Annotated in this window: 13 protein-coding genes; 8 read left to right on the forward strand and 5 right to left on the reverse strand. The window is 69.0% G+C overall.

All coding sequences use genetic code 11. From position 1 onward, the window contains the following. Positions 1-32: 32 nt before the first annotated feature. From KZX17_RS07880 to sdhC, 5 genes are read right to left on the reverse strand one after another with little or no spacing between them, the layout of a single operon-like run. Complete coding sequence (locus KZX17_RS07880) at positions 33-1,172, reverse strand: YhjD/YihY/BrkB family envelope integrity protein (RefSeq protein WP_248171843.1); 1,140 nt, start codon at positions 1,170-1,172, stop codon at positions 33-35. A gap of 22 nt (positions 1,173-1,194) precedes the next feature. Continuing rightward, on the reverse strand, positions 1,195-1,962 hold the full coding sequence (locus KZX17_RS07885; protein ID WP_248171845.1) for a succinate dehydrogenase iron-sulfur subunit: 768 nt from the start codon (positions 1,960-1,962) through the stop codon (positions 1,195-1,197). Then, positions 1,962-3,788 (reverse strand): succinate dehydrogenase flavoprotein subunit, encoded by a 1,827-nt coding sequence (gene sdhA, locus KZX17_RS07890; RefSeq protein ID WP_248171847.1) that lies wholly within the window; start codon positions 3,786-3,788, stop codon positions 1,962-1,964. Before sdhA ends, KZX17_RS07885 begins: the two co-directional genes overlap by 1 nt. A 49-nt stretch (positions 3,789-3,837) precedes the next feature. Then, positions 3,838-4,302 (reverse strand): succinate dehydrogenase, hydrophobic membrane anchor protein, encoded by a 465-nt coding sequence (gene sdhD / locus KZX17_RS07895; RefSeq protein ID WP_248171849.1) that lies wholly within the window; start codon positions 4,300-4,302, stop codon positions 3,838-3,840. Beyond that, entirely contained in the window at positions 4,302-4,736 is a 435-nt protein-coding gene (gene sdhC / locus KZX17_RS07900; RefSeq protein ID WP_248171851.1) for a succinate dehydrogenase, cytochrome b556 subunit, read from the reverse strand. Before sdhC ends, sdhD begins: the two co-directional genes overlap by 1 nt. Positions 4,737-5,027: 291 nt before the next feature. On the opposite strand from sdhC, the gene KZX17_RS07905 reads away from it, so the two are divergent. From KZX17_RS07905 to KZX17_RS07940, 8 genes are all read left to right on the forward strand, one after another. Next, complete coding sequence (locus KZX17_RS07905; protein ID WP_248171853.1) at positions 5,028-6,143, forward strand: mannose-1-phosphate guanylyltransferase; 1,116 nt, start codon at positions 5,028-5,030, stop codon at positions 6,141-6,143. A 194-nt stretch (positions 6,144-6,337) separates the two neighbouring features. After that, on the forward strand, positions 6,338-7,459 hold the full coding sequence (locus KZX17_RS07910; protein WP_248171855.1) for a BMP family protein: 1,122 nt from the start codon (positions 6,338-6,340) through the stop codon (positions 7,457-7,459). Positions 7,460-7,571: 112 nt separating this feature from the next. After that, complete coding sequence (locus tag KZX17_RS07915; RefSeq protein ID WP_248171857.1) at positions 7,572-9,086, forward strand: ABC transporter ATP-binding protein; 1,515 nt, start codon at positions 7,572-7,574, stop codon at positions 9,084-9,086. Further along, positions 9,083-10,393 carry an ABC transporter permease gene (locus tag KZX17_RS07920; protein WP_248171859.1) on the forward strand — a complete coding sequence of 437 codons (1,311 nt, stop codon included), beginning with the start codon at positions 9,083-9,085 and terminating at the stop codon, positions 10,391-10,393. Before KZX17_RS07915 ends, KZX17_RS07920 begins: the two co-directional genes overlap by 4 nt. Beyond that, the gene (locus KZX17_RS07925) at positions 10,390-11,676 is read left to right on the forward strand and encodes an ABC transporter permease (RefSeq protein ID WP_248171861.1); all 1,287 of its coding nucleotides are present in this window, start codon (positions 10,390-10,392) and stop codon (positions 11,674-11,676) included. The genes KZX17_RS07920 and KZX17_RS07925 overlap by 4 nt, the downstream gene beginning before the upstream one ends. 22 nt (positions 11,677-11,698) lie before the next feature. Next, positions 11,699-12,124, forward strand: coding sequence for a cytidine deaminase (locus KZX17_RS07930; RefSeq protein WP_308194628.1), 426 nt, complete (start codon positions 11,699-11,701; stop codon positions 12,122-12,124). Continuing rightward, on the forward strand, positions 12,121-13,413 hold the full coding sequence (locus tag KZX17_RS07935) for a thymidine phosphorylase (protein ID WP_248171863.1): 1,293 nt from the start codon (positions 12,121-12,123) through the stop codon (positions 13,411-13,413). The genes KZX17_RS07930 and KZX17_RS07935 overlap by 4 nt, the downstream gene beginning before the upstream one ends. A gap of 23 nt (positions 13,414-13,436) precedes the next feature. Continuing rightward, positions 13,437-14,552, forward strand: a complete 1,116-nt coding sequence (locus tag KZX17_RS07940) for an adenosine deaminase (protein ID WP_248171865.1) — start codon at positions 13,437-13,439, stop codon at positions 14,550-14,552. The last annotated feature ends 65 nt before the right edge of the window (positions 14,553-14,617 follow it).

Here is a 14,617-nt window from a genome sequence, read left to right on the forward strand (position 1 = left end):
GCACCGGACACGCCTCCGCCGCACAGGTGCGCTCAGCCGCGGGTCCGCTCGAGCAGCTCGGCAGCGTGGCGGAGGTCGCGGCGGGCACCCGGTCGCTCCCACCACCGGGCGGCGGCGAGGGCCGACCTGGCTTCGCGGACACCCGCCTCGGCGACCACCCGCAGTGCCCGCTGCTCGGCGTCGCGCCGCTCGGCATCGGAGAGCGTCGCGAGCGGGATATCGGCATCCGTGGCCGCCACGGCGATCCACGAGGCGGCGACCAGCATCACGATGCCCGCGAGGCGCAGCCACAGCAGCAGACCGATGACGACGGAGAAGGTGGCCAGCAGGGGGTTGCTGGGAGAGTAGACCGCGAGGAACCCGAACCCGAGTTGCAGCAGGGCCAGCGCCCCGCCGCCCGCCGTCGCTCCAGGGATGATCGATCGCCACGGGAGCGACGTGCCGGTGAGGAAGCGGATGAGGAGGGTGAGGGCCGCGGAGTTCAGCGCGATGCTGACGAGCACCGATCCGATCCGGCTCACGAGGTCGGCGGCCGACGAGGGCACGTCGATCTGCAGCCACGTGAGCACCTGCGACACGATGCCGCCCGCTACGAGCCCGAGCGCTGCGCCCAGCACGAGGGCGGCGCCGAACAGGATGGCAGCGACCAGGTCGCCGATCTTGAGGAGCACGAAGCTGCGCGTGTCGAACGGCAGTCCGAAGATGCCGCGGACGGCGCGGCGGGTGAAGGTGACGAAGCCGATCGCCGTCCAGACGGCCACTGCCAAGGCGATCGATCCGGTGACGGCGAGCAGGCTGCCGCTGTCGCGCGCGATCGAGGCCACGTCGTCGGCGTCGACCGGACCGCTCTCGCCGATGAAGCCCGGGATGTAGGAGTTCACCACGCGGATGAGACCGTCGATCGCGTCCTGCGAGCCGCCGAGCCAGAGCCCGACGACCGCGAAGGCCGAGTAGAGCGTCGCGAACAGGGCGAACAGCGACTGGTAGCTGATGGATGCCGCGAGGAGGAACCCGTTCCGCCGCAGGAAGTGTCGCCAGACGCGGACGGGGAACGAGCCGACCGTGCGCCGCGTGAGCTCCGTCGCGCGCTCGATGGGCTGGTCGAGCCGCTCGCGCAGACGAGACGCCTCCCACCGCTCGCGCAGGGGAGGCGTCGTGTCGTCCGAGGTCACGCCTCGAGGCTATCGGGCCGGGTCAGCCGCGCAGGACCGCCTGCTTGACCTCGGCGATCGCCTTCGTGATCTCGATGCCGCGGGGGCATGCCTCGGTGCAGTTGAAGGTCGTGCGGCAGCGCCACACGCCTTCCTTGTCGTTGAGGATGTCCAGTCGCACGTCGCCCGCGTCGTCGCGCGAGTCGAAGATGAAGCGGTGCGCGTTGACGATGGCCGCGGGGCCGAAGTACTGGCCATCGGTCCAGAACACGGGGCACGAGGACGTGCACGCGGCGCAGAGGATGCACTTGGTGGTGTCGTCGTAGACGGCGCGGTCCTTGATGGACTGGATGCGCTCCTTGCCGGGTTCCGGCGCGGTGTTCGCCTGCAGGAAGGGCTGCACGTCGCGGAAGGACTCGAAGAACGGGTCCATGTCGACGATGAGGTCCTTCTCGAGCGGCAGGCCCTTGATCGCCTCGACGTAGATCGGCTTCGAGATGTCGAGGTCCTTGATCAGCGTCTTGCAGGCGAGGCGGTTGCGGCCGTTGATGCGCATGGCGTCCGAGCCGCAGATGCCGTGTGCGCACGAGCGACGGAAGCTCAGCGTGCCGTCCACGTCCCACTTGATCCGGTGCAGCGCGTCGAGCACGCGGTCGGTCGGGTACATCTCCACGTCGTAGTCGACCCAGCGCGGCTCGGCGTCGACCTCGGGGTCGAAGCGCCGGATGATGAAGGTGACCAGGTACGACTGGATGCCGGAGTCCGTGGACTCCTGCACGCCGGTCGGAGCGTCGGAATCGACGATGGTCATCAGTACTTCCTCTCCATCGGCGGGTAGTTGTACTCGCCCTTGTCGTTCTTCGTGAACACGACGGGCTTCCAATCCAGGCGGATGTGGTCTTCGGGGTTCGCCGAGTGCGGGTCGCCCGTCAGGTAGGCCATCGTGTGCTGCATGTACTCGTCGTCGTTGCGGTCGGGGTAGTCCTCGCGCATGTGACCGCCGCGGCTCTCCTTGCGGTTGCGGGCGGCGTAGGCGACGATCTCGGCGATGTCGAGCAGGAAGCCGAGCTCGACGGCCTCGAGCAGGTCGGTGTTGTACCGTTTGCCCTTGTCGTCGACGTGGACGTGCTTGTACCGCTCGCGCAGGTCGTTGATCGTGCCCATGACGTTCGTCAGGGTCTCCTCCGTGCGGAAGACCTGCGCGTTGGCATCCATCTCCTCCTGCAGCTTCTTGCGGAGGGTCGCGATCCGTTCGGTGCCGGCGTTGTTGCGCAGGCCCTCGATCATGTCGCGGACCTCCTTCGCCGGGTCCTCGGGGAGGGGCACGAAGTCGGCCGTCTGCACGTACTCGACGGCGTTCTGGCCGGAGCGCTTGCCGAACACGTTGATGTCCAGCAGCGAGTTGGTGCCGAGGCGGTTCGCGCCGTGCACCGACACGCACGCGCACTCGCCGGCGGCGTAGAGGCCGGGGACGACGGTGTCGTTGTCGGCGAGGACCTCGCCCTTGATGTTGGTCGGGATGCCGCCCATCGCGTAGTGCGCGGTCGGCATGACCGGCACCGGCTCGACGACCGGGTCGACGCCGAGGTAGGTGCGGGCGAACTCGGTGATGTCGGGGAGCTTGGTCTCGAGGACCTCCGCGCCGAGGTGGGTGCAGTCCAGGTAGACGTAGTCCTTGTTCGGACCCGCGCCACGGCCCTCGAGGACCTCCTTGACCATGCAGCGGGCGACGATGTCGCGGGGTGCGAGGTCCTTGATCGTCGGTGCGTAGCGCTCCATGAAGCGCTCACCCGAGGCGTTGCGGAGGATCGCGCCCTCACCGCGCGCACCCTCGGTGAGGAGGATGCCGAGGCCGGCGAGTCCGGTCGGGTGGAACTGGAAGAACTCGATGTCCTCGAGCGGCAGGCCCTTGCGCCAGATGATGCCGACGCCGTCGCCGGTGAGGGTGTGGGCGTTCGAGGTCGTCTTGAAGATCTTGCCGAAGCCGCCGGTCGCGAAGACGACCGCCTTCGCGTGGAAGACGTGCAGCTCGCCCGTGGCGAGCTCATAGGCCACCACACCCGCGATCTGGGTGCGGCCCAGTGCGTCCTTCACCGTGATGAGGTCGAGCGCGTAGAACTCGTTGAAGAAGTTGATGCCCAGTTTGACGCAGTTCTGGAAGAGCGTCTGCAGGATCATGTGGCCGGTGCGGTCGGCGGCGTAGCAGGCGCGACGGACCGGGTTCTTGCCGTGCTCGGCGGTGTGGCCGCCGAAGCGCCGCTGGTCGATCTTGCCGTCGGGCGTGCGATTGAACGGAAGACCCATGTTCTCGAGGTCGATGACCGCGTCGATGGCCTCCTTGGCGAGGATCTCCGCCGCATCCTGGTCGACGAGGTAGTCGCCGCCCTTGACGGTGTCGAAGGTGTGCCACTCCCAGGAGTCCTCTTCGACGTTCGCGAGCGCCGCCGCCATGCCGCCCTGCGCCGCGCCGGTGTGGCTGCGGGTGGGGTACAGCTTGGTGATGACGGCGGTCTTCGCGCCGGGGCCGGCCTCGATCGCCGCTCGCATGCCGGCGCCGCCGGCGCCGACGATGACGATGTCGAACTGGTGGTAGTGGACGCCGTCCTTGACGACGGAGTCCGCGGTCTGGGTGCTCACGTGCGGGATGCCTCTGTTCTGTCTGTGGGGGAGCCGGATGCGACCGGCGTCAGCCCTGCGCCGCGCAGACCTCGGCGACGATCGAGCCGTCGCTGAGGTTGGGGATGCAGGGGTCGAAGGTGAAGACGACGAGCGTGCCGAGGAGGATCATGAACGCAGCGACGACCCACAGCGACGTGACGAGGACCTTCCGGACCTTGGCATTGGTGACGTAGTCGTTGACGATCGTGCGCATGCCGTTCGTGCCGTGGATGAACGCCAGCCACAGCATGAGGACGTCCCACACCTGCCAGAACGGGTTTGCGAACTTGCCGGCAACGAATGCGAAGTCGAGGCCCGAGATGCCCTCGTCCACCATGAGGTTGACGAAGAGGTGGCCGAAGATCAGCACGATCAGCAGCACGCCGGAGACGCGCATGAAGACCCAGCCCCACTTCTCGAGGTTCGGGCCTTTCTTGCGGACGGCGGCCTTGCCCTGCGGGGTGCGCGGCGGAACGAGGGTGTCGGCGGTCATCAGTGCTCGCCTCCCATGTGCGAGAAGACGTTCGGAAGGTGGCGCGCCGAGAAGGCGACGAGGGTGACGGCCCAGACGGCCAGCACGCCCCACCACAGCTGACGCTGGTGGCGGGTCGCCCACGGCCACAGGTCCACGGCGATGATGCGCAGCCCGTTGAAGGCGTGGTAGACGATCGCGCCGACGAGGGCGACTTCGCCCAGGCCCATGATCGGGTTCTTGTACGTCCCGATGACCGCGTCGTACGCCTCGGGGGAGACGCGGATGAGCGCCGTATCGAGGACGTGCACGAGCAGGAAGAAGAAGATGGCGACGCCGGTGATGCGGTGGAGTACCCACGACCACATACCCTCGTTCCCGCGGTACAGCGTGCCGCGGGGGGTCTTGGACGTGGTCTCAGCTACCGACGGTGTGACGCGTGCTGGTGCAGACACGGTCGTCCTCCCTTGGGTGAGATGGTTCGCCGTCCGTACGGCGAGATCGCGGCATCCCAGGGAATGTCGCCCGTCGTCGCACTCGGGCGCACCCTCCATCCTAGGTGTCGCGGAAGGGAGGGGGCGACGAAGGGGAGCCTTAGAAGGTGGGTACAGCTACGGCTTCGTCACGGCGCGACTGCTCGCCTATCTCGGCGGCTTCCAGGACGCCACCGCGGTCGCCGCCGACTGAGCGGCGGCCGTCACGGCCGCGGCACGGGAGCGTCATCCGCGGCCGGTAGGGTTCGGAACATGGTCGACCGCATCGAGGACTTCTACGCCGTCATCCCCGCAGGAGGGGTGGGATCGCGGCTGTGGCCGCTGTCCCGGGCTGACGCCCCGAAGTTCCTCCACGACCTCACCGGCTCGGGCCACTCGCTCCTGCGCGACACCTGGAACCGCCTCGAAACGCTCACCGGTCCCGACCGCATCGCCGTGGTGACCGGGCGCGCGCACCGTGCCGCGGTGGAGTCCCAGCTCCCCGGCATCCCCGACAAGAACGTCATCCTCGAGTCGGAGCCGCGTGACTCCGCGGCCGCGATCGGACTGGCCGCCGCGATCCTGCACCGACGGCACCCCGACGTCGTCATCGGCTCGTTCGCGGCCGATCATGTGATCCGCGGCAGCCGGGTGTTCGAGTTCGCGGTCCGGGACGCCGTGGAGGTCGCGCGCGAGGGCTACATCTGCACCATCGGCATCCAGCCCTCTGAGCCGGCGGTCGGATTCGGCTACATCAAGCGAGGCGGGGAGCTGATCGTCGACGGCGCGCGGGATGCCTCGCTCGTCGAGCGATTCGTCGAGAAGCCCGATCTCGAGACCGCCCGCGGCTACGTCGCAGACCGCTCGTACCTGTGGAACGCCGGCATGTTCATCTCCCGAGCCGACGTGCTGCTGGCCGAGATCGAGGCGAACAGCCCCGCGCTGCACGCGGGTCTCATGGAGCTCGCCGAGGCGTGGGACGACCGCGACCGTCGGGGTCCGGCCGTCGACCGCATCTGGCCCACCCTCGAGAAGATCGCCATCGACTACGTCGTCGCTGAGCCCGCCGCGGAGAAGGGCAAGCTGGCGGTGGTGCCGGGCCACTTCGACTGGGACGACGTCGGCGACTTCGCAAGCCTCGCCAAGCTGAACTCGGGCGGTCGCGGCACGGACCTCGCGATCCTCGGCGAGAACGCTCGTGTGCTCTCGGACGCGGCGAGCGGGATCGTCGTGTCGCAGACCAGTCGCGTCATCAGCATCATCGGCGTGAAGGACATCGTCGTGGTGGACACCGACGACGCACTGCTGGTCACCACGAGCGAGCACGCGCAGCGGGTCAAGAGCGTCGTCGACGCCCTGAAGGTGACGGGCCGCGGAGACGTCCTCTGACACTCCGTCCCACGTTCTGTGCGACCGGGGATGCCGCTCGCGTTGCGCACGATGGCGTCCGCGTGACGGGTTGATTGCGGCTTTGTAACCATTCGCGGGAACGGCCTGATCAGGGTGCCCGGTCGCCGTCACAGTAGGTAACTTCGGTTGCGCACGCCCGCGAAGTCCGCGGGTTCTCTTCCGTGGAGGCACTTTTGACCATCTCGAACCCGAAGAAGCTCGCCGGCATCGCCGGTGCCGCGCTTCTCCTCGCCGCCCTCGCCGGCTGCGGCACCGCACCCGAGGCTGACCCGTCCGCGGCCCCCGGTGGCTCCAGTGACGTCGTCGACGGCTTCAAGCCCTGCCTGATCTCCGACGCCGGCGGGTGGAACGACAAGTCGTTCAACGAGTCCGCGAAGAACGGCATGGACAAGGCCGCTGAAGAGCTCGGCATCGAGCCCCTCGAGTTCGAGTCGACCAACGACAACGACTACGAGCCCAACATGACCACGGCGGTCTCCGAGGGCTGCACCCTCATCGTCTCGGTCGGCTTCAAGCTCGCCGCCGCAACGGTCGAGGCCGCCACGGCCAACCCCGACCTGCAGTTCGCGATCATCGACGACTACGCGGACACCGACCAGGACGGCGCCACCGACGCGGAGAACATCAAGCCCCTCGTGTTCAACACGGCCGAGGCGGCCTACCTGGGCGGCTACGCAGCCGCATCGTGGTCGGCGGAGGCCGGTGTCAACAAGGTCGGCACCTTCGGCGGCCTGCAGATCCCGTCCGTCGCGGTCTTCATGGACGGCTACGCGCTCGGCGTCGAGAAGTACAACGAGGACAAGGGCGCTGACGTCCAGCTCTTCGGCTGGGATGTCGCGGGCCAGAAGGGCGCCTTCACCGGCGGCTTCGACGCCAACGACACCGCGAAGCAGACCGCGCAGTCGGTCCTCGACCAGGGCGTCGACGTCATCCTGCCCGTCGGCGGCCCGATCTACCAGAGCGCCGCAGCCGCCATCAGCGACAGCGGTGAGGACACCCTCATGCTCGGTGTGGACAGCGACCTGGCCGTCGCCGACGACAGCGTCGCCGACATCACGCTGGTCTCGATCATGAAGGCGATCGACGTCGCCGTCTACGACGCGACCGTCGCCGCCTCCTCGGGCGACTTCGACGCCGCTCCGTACATCGGCACCCTGGAGAACGAGGGCGTCAAGCTCTCGGGCTTCCACGACTTCGAGTCGCAGCTGCCCGACGGCCTGGCCGACGAGCTCGCCGCGCTGCAGGAGTCGATCATCGCCGGCGACATCACGGTGGAGTCGAAGAACTCGCCGTGATCTGAATGACGTGCACTCGGGGCGGGCAGCGCGCAGCTGCCCGCCCCGAGTGCCGTTCGCTCAACGTTCGATGGCGGGTGCGCCCTGACACCCGCCGGATAGGGTGCTGTACATGAAGCTCGAGCTCCGCGGGATCACCAAGCGATTCGGCAGCCTCGTCGCCAACGACCACATCGATCTGGTGGTCGAGCCGGGTGAGATCCACGCTCTCCTCGGTGAGAACGGCGCCGGCAAATCCACGCTCATGAACGTCCTCTACGGCCTGTACCGCGCCGATGAGGGGCAGATTCTCCTGGACGACGCCGTCCAGAGCTTCCGTGGTCCCGGCGACGCGATGGCCGCGGGCATCGGCATGGTGCATCAGCACTTCATGCTCATCCCGGTGTTCACCGTCGCGGAGAACGTCATGCTCGGCCACGAGAAGACGAAGGGGCTCGGTCGCCTCGACCTCGCGCAGGCTCGCGCGCACGTCCGCTCGGTCGCCGACCGGTTCGGCTTCCAAATCGACCCCGACGCCCTCGTCGGCGACCTCCCCGTCGGTGTCCAGCAGCGGGTCGAGATCATCAAGGCGCTCTCGCGTGACGCGAAGGTGCTCGTCTTCGACGAGCCGACCGCGGTGCTCACCCCGCAGGAGACGGACGAGCTCATGGGCATCATGCGTCAACTCCGTGACGAGGGCACCTCGATCGTCTTCATCACCCACAAGCTCCGCGAGGTCCGCGAAGTCGCGGACCGCATCACCGTCGTGCGTCTCGGCAAGATCGTCGGGACCGCAGCTCCCACGGCCAGCAACGCGGAACTCGCCTCGCTCATGGTCGGCAGGGCCGTCGAGCTGACCGTCCAGAAGGACGCGCCGCGCGTCGGCGAGGGCGGCCTGGAGGTCCGTGATCTGCGGGTCCTCACCCCGGGCGGCGCCATCGTGGTCGACGATGTCAGCTTCGACGTCCGGCCGGGCGAGATCCTCGCGGTGGCCGGCGTGCAGGGCAACGGTCAGACCGAGCTCGTCGAGGCGATCGTCGGACTCGCAGCGCGCACCGAGGGCTCGATCCGGCTCGACGGCACCGAGCTCGTGGGCATGAGCGTCCGCAGCATCCTCGATGCCGGCGTCGGCTTCGTTCCGGAGGACCGCAAGGAGGACGGCCTGGTGGGCGGCTTCTCGGTCGCCGAGAACCTCATCCTCGACCGCTCCACCGACCCTGCGTTCTCCCGCGGCGGCACCATCCGGCGCGCCGAGCTCGACGCGTTCGCCCGCGCGCGGATCGAGGAGTACGACATTCGCACCCGCGGCCCCGAGACGCCGGCCGGCACACTGTCCGGCGGCAATCAGCAGAAGGTCGTCATCGCACGTGAGATGAGCCGGGACCTCAAGCTCTTCGTCGCCGCGCAGCCCACACGCGGTGTGGACGTCGGCTCCATCGAATTCATCCACAAGCGCATCGTCGAGACCCGCGACGCCGGCATCCCGGTCGTCGTCGTCTCGACGGAGCTCGACGAGGTGACCGCCCTCGCCGACCGCATCGCCGTCATGTACCGCGGTCGCATCGTGGGCATCGTCCCCGGCGACACCCCTCGCGACACCCTCGGCCTGATGATGGCCGGCGCAACCGACCCGGAGGTGGCCGCATGAGCGGCACGACGCCCGGCGCCGCCGACGCGGCGCATCCCGCCCCGCAGCTCCCTTCCGCGAGCGGCCCCCTCACGGGGGAGAACGCCCCCCCGCCGCCCACGCGGACGGATGTCTTCTTCCGCGAGCTGATGCGCGGGAGCGCCGTCACCACGATCCTGGCGATCGTGCTGGCGATGGTGGTCGGCGGCATCCTGATCGCCGTGACGAACGAGGACGTGCAGCGCACCAGCGGCTACTTCTTCGCCCGTCCGACCGACACGCTCATCGCGGCCTGGAACTCGATCTACAACGGGTACGAGGCGCTCTTCCGCGGTGCCGTGTTCAACCCGCGTGCAGCCGACGCCGCTGCGCAGATCCGGCCCCTGACGAACTCGCTCGGGTTCGCGGCGCCCCTGATCGCCGCCGGTCTCGGCGTCGCGCTGGCGTTCCGTGTCGGCCTGTTCAACATCGGCGCCCGCGGTCAGATGCTCGTCGGTGCGCTGTTCGCCGGCTTCTTCGCCTTCAACCTCGACCTGCCGCTGCTCGTACACCTGCCGATCACGCTGCTGGCGGGCATCCTCGGCGGAGCGATCTGGGGCGGCATCGTCGGTCTCCTGAAGGCACGCACCGGCGCCCACGAGGTGATCCTCACGATCATGCTCAACTACGTCGCCTATTACCTGCTGCTGTGGATGCTGCGCACCCCCGGCCTGCTGCAGGCTGAGGGCAGCAACCAGCCGCAGTCGCAGCCGACGCCCGCCTCGGCGCAGTTCCCCGATCTGCTGGGGCCGCTGTTCCCGCAGCTCGACTGGGGCTTCGTCCTCGTCATCGGTGCGACCCTGTTCGTGTGGTGGTTGATCGAGCGATCCAGCCTGGGCCTGCGGATGCGTGCGGTCGGCGAGAACCCGCACGCCGCCCGCGCGGGCGGCATCAACGTCGAGCGCATCTACGTCTACGCGATGCTCTTCGCCGGCGGACTCGCGGGCCTCGCGGCGATGAACCAGATCCAGGGCAACGTCACCACGGGGTTCGCCGCCACCATCGACGCGGGCATCGGATTCGACGCCATCACGGTCGCCCTCCTGGGTCGCAGCCGCGCGTGGGGCACGTTCGCCGCCGGCATCCTCTTCGGCGCGCTCAAAGCGGGCTCGTTCTCGATGCAGGCGCAGGGCATCCCGGTCGACATCGTCCTCGTCGTCCAGTCGCTCATCGTGCTGTTCATCGCGGCGCCGCCGCTCCTGCGCGCCGTGTTCTTCCTTCCGAAGACCGAATCAGAGAAGGCGGAGAAGGCGCGAGCCAAGGCCGCGAAGAAGGCGGTGGCGGCATGAGCGCATCGGCTCCCGCACTCGAAGCCGACGGCACCATCCAGCTGACCGTCGTCAAAGAACGGCACTTCAAGGTGCCGATCGTCTTCGGCGTCGTCGTCGCGCTGATGGCGGTGCTCTTCCTCACCGTTCCGCGCGGGGTGATCACCGCGTTCCGGCTCGGCGACTCCACGTCGTCGATCGCCGTGCCCAACGTCGAGCTGCCGACCGGGCCCACCAGCTGGGGACTCGTCGTCGTGCTCGCCCTGCTGGCCGGCCTCGCCTTCTGGAACGGGTGGAACTACCGGCGCACGCCGCTGTGGCTCACGACGGTGTTCGCGCTCCTCGCGGTCTTCGCGTTCATCGTGTGGGCCGCCGCCGGCGGCGTCTTCCCGGTGACGAGCCTGCTGTTCGGCGCCGTGTCGCTCTCGGTCCCGCTCGTCTTCGGCGCGCTCGGCGGCGTGATCGGCGAGCGCGTCGGCGTGGTCAACGTCGCGATCGAGGGCCAGCTGCTGCTCGGTGCGTTCGCCGCGGCCCTGCTCTCGAGCATCACGGGCAACCCCTTCGTCGGCCTCATCGGCGCCATGCTCGGCGGGGTCCTCGTCTCCTTCGTGCTTGCGGCGTTCGCGATCAAGTACCTCGTGGACCAGGTCATCGTCGGTGTCGTCCTGAATGTCCTGGTGACCGGCCTGACCGGCTTCCTCTACGGCGCGCTGCTGGTGCCGAACGAGAACGAGCTCAACCGCCCCGAGCGCTTCGGGCGCATCGAGATCCCGCTGCTGAGCGAGATCCCGGTCATCGGTCCGGTGCTGTTCAACCAGACCTTCATCGTCTACCTGATGTACGTGACGGTCGCGATCGTCGCGTGGGGGCTGTACCGCACGCGGTGGGGTCTGCGGCTCCGTGCCGTCGGCGAGCATCCTCAGGCCGCGGACACGGTCGGCATCAACGTCACCTCGACCCGCTTCTGGAACGTGTCGCTCGCCGGGGCCATCGCCGGCATCGGCGGCGCGTACTTCACGCTCGTCTCCGTGCCGCAGTTCGGCAAGGAGATGACCGCAGGCCTCGGCTTCATCGCGTTGGCGGCCGTCATCTTCGGACGGTGGGACCCGATCCGCGCGACGCTGGCAGCGCTGCTGTTCGGCTTCGCGACGAACCTGCAGAACCAGCTCACGATCCTCAACACGCCGATCCCGAGCGAGTTCATGCTCATGCTGCCGTACGTGGTCACCATCCTCGCGGTGGCGGGCTTCGCCGGCCAGATCCGCGGTCCCGCGGCGGCGGGCAAGCCCTACATCAAGGGCTGACCCGGATGCGGCGACCCGCGGCATCCATCTCCACGACAGAAAGACAGACGTGACCGACATCGATTGGGACGAGCTGCGCTCCGCAGCCGTCGAGGCCATGGAGAAGGCGTACGCGCCGTACTCGCGATACCGCGTGGGGGCGGCCGCCCTCGTCAGCGACGGCCGCATCGTCACCGGCTGCAACGTCGAGAACGCGTCCTACGGCGTGGGCCTGTGCGCCGAGTGCGGCCTGGTCGGGAATCTCCACATGACCGGCGGCGGCGAGCTGGTCGCGTTCGTGTGCGTCAACAACGACGGCGAGACGATCATGCCGTGCGGGCGCTGCCGGCAGCTGCTCAATGAGTTCGCCATCCCCGGGATGCTGCTCGAGACCGTCTCGGGCATCCGCACCATTGACGAGGTCCTCCCGGATGCCTTCGGTCCCCGCGACCTCGAGGCCGCCCGATGAGCGCCGTCGAGGCGTTCGACGCGGTCGACGTCATCCGCACCAAGCGAGACGGCGGGGCGGTTCCGGAGGATGCGCTGCGCTGGATGATCGACGCCTACACGCGCGAGTACGTCGCCGACTCGCAGATGGCCGCCTTCGCGATGGCGGTCCTGCTGAACGGGATGACCCGCGACGAGATCCGCGTCATGACCGACGCGATGATCGCCTCGGGGGAGCGGATGAGCTTCGCCGGTCTCGGCAAGCCGACCGTCGACAAGCATTCGACCGGCGGCGTGGGCGACAAGATCACGCTGCCGCTCGCCCCGCTGGTGGCCGCGTTCGGCGTCGCCGTGCCGCAGCTCTCGGGCCGCGGCCTGGGGCACACCGGTGGCACACTCGACAAGCTCGAGGCCATCCCCGGGTGGCGCGCTGCCCTCAGCAACGACGAGATGGTTGCGCAGATGCGCGACGTGGGCGCGGTCATCTGCGCCGCCGGGTCGGGACTCGCCCCGGCCGACAAGCGCCTCTACGCGCTCCGCGACGTGACCGGGACCGTCGAGGCGATCCCGCTCATCGCGTCGAGCATCATGTCGAAGAAGATCGCGGAGGGGACCGATTCACTCGTCCTCGACGTCAAGTTCGGCTCCGGCGCGTTCATGCGCGACGTCGACAAGGCCCGCGAGCTCGCCCGCACGATGGTCGCCCTGGGCACCGACTCCGGTGTCGCCACGACGGCGCTGCTCACCGACATGAACACACCGCTCGGCCTCGCCATCGGCAACGCGAACGAGGTCCGCGAGTCCGTCGAGGTGCTCGCCGGCGGCGGCCCCGCGGACGTCGTCGAGCTCACCGTCGCCCTCGCGCGCGAGATGCTCGCCCTCGCCGGCCAGCCCGACGCCGACGTGGAGGCCGCCCTGCAGGACGGCCGTGCCATGGACTCCTGGCGCCGGATGATCCGCGCGCAGGACGGTGATCCGGATGCCGCGATGCCGACCGCACGCGAGACGCACACCGTCACGGCGACCGAGTCCGGCGTCGTCACGCGGCTCGAAGCGTTGCCGTTCGGGATCGCGGCCTGGCGCCTCGGTGCCGGACGTGCCCGTGCGCAGGACCCCGTCATCCACGCCGCCGGCATCGACCTGCACGTGAAGCCGGGCGACACGGTCGCCGCCGGACAGCCGCTGTTCACCCTGCTGGCCGACGATGAGAACCGCTTCGCGCGGGCCGCCGAGGCGCTCGAGGGCGCCTGGGAGATCGGTGCGGAGGCACCGGCATCCACACCGCTCGTCCTCGAGCGCATCACCGCTTGACCCTCCACCGTAAGGAACGCCCCATGGCCATCGATCAGCACGGCGACGCACAGCTCGAGGGCGTGTCGATCCGCTCACTCCCCAAGGTGTCGCTGCACGACCACCTCGACGGCGCGCTGCGTCCCCAGACGATCATCGAGCTCGCCGACGGTGCGGGCGTCGAGGTCCCCGAGGCCGCGGCCGACGACCTCGCGGACTGGTTCGAGGACCAGTCCGACTCGGGCTCGCTCGTCGAGTACCTGAAGACCTTCGACCTCACGATCGCCGTGATGCAGACCCGCGAGGGGCTGCGCCGCGTCGCGAAGGAGTTCGTGGAGGACCTCGCGGCCGACGGTGTCATCTACGGCGAGGTCCGCTGGGCGCCCGAGCAGCACCTGCAGGGCGGTCTCAGCCTCGATGAGGTCGTCGAGGCCGTGCAGGAGGGCATCGAAGAGGGTGAGGACGCCGTCGACGCGTCGGGCCGCGATATCCGCGTCGGGCAGATCATCAGCGCGATGCGTCACACCGACCGGTCGCTCGAGATCGCCGAGCTCGCCGTCCGCCACCGCGGCCGCGGCGCCGTCGGCTTCGACATCGCAGGTCCCGAGGCGGGCTTCCCGCCGTCGAACCTCCGGCCCGCGTTCGACCACCTGGCATCCTCCTTCTTCCCCACCACGGTGCACGCCGGTGAGGCGGCCGGGCTCGACTCGATCCGCTCCGCGCTCATCGACGGCCGCGCGCTGCGGCTCGGACACGGCGTGCGCATCGCCGAGGACCTCGACGTCGTCGAGCAGAAGGGCGAGGAGGTCCAGGTGCGCTTCGGCGACCTCGCTCGCTGGGTGCGGGACCGGGAGATCCCGCTGGAGCTCTCGCCGTCGTCGAACCTGCAGACGGGCGCGATCGCCGCATGGGGCACGCAGCTCGAGGACCACCCGTTCGACCTCCTCTACCAGCTGGGCTTCACCGTGACGGTGAACGTCGACAACCGCACGATGAGTCGCACCTCGCTCACGCGTGAGCTGAAGCTCCTCTCCGACGCATTCGAGTACACGCTCGACGACCTCGAGGTCTTCCAGCTGAACGCCGCCGCGGCGGCCTTCCTCACGGTCGAGGAGCGCGAGGAGCTCATCGAGCTCATCGGCGAGGGCTTCGCGCGCTGAGTGTCGGGCTGGGGTCGAGGTCCCGATCCGGCCGGGAATGAGCACCCGATTCCCGGCCCGATGGG

This window comes from Microbacterium sp. EYE_78, from assembly GCF_023149035.1.
Classification (GTDB): domain Bacteria; phylum Actinomycetota; class Actinomycetes; order Actinomycetales; family Microbacteriaceae; genus Microbacterium.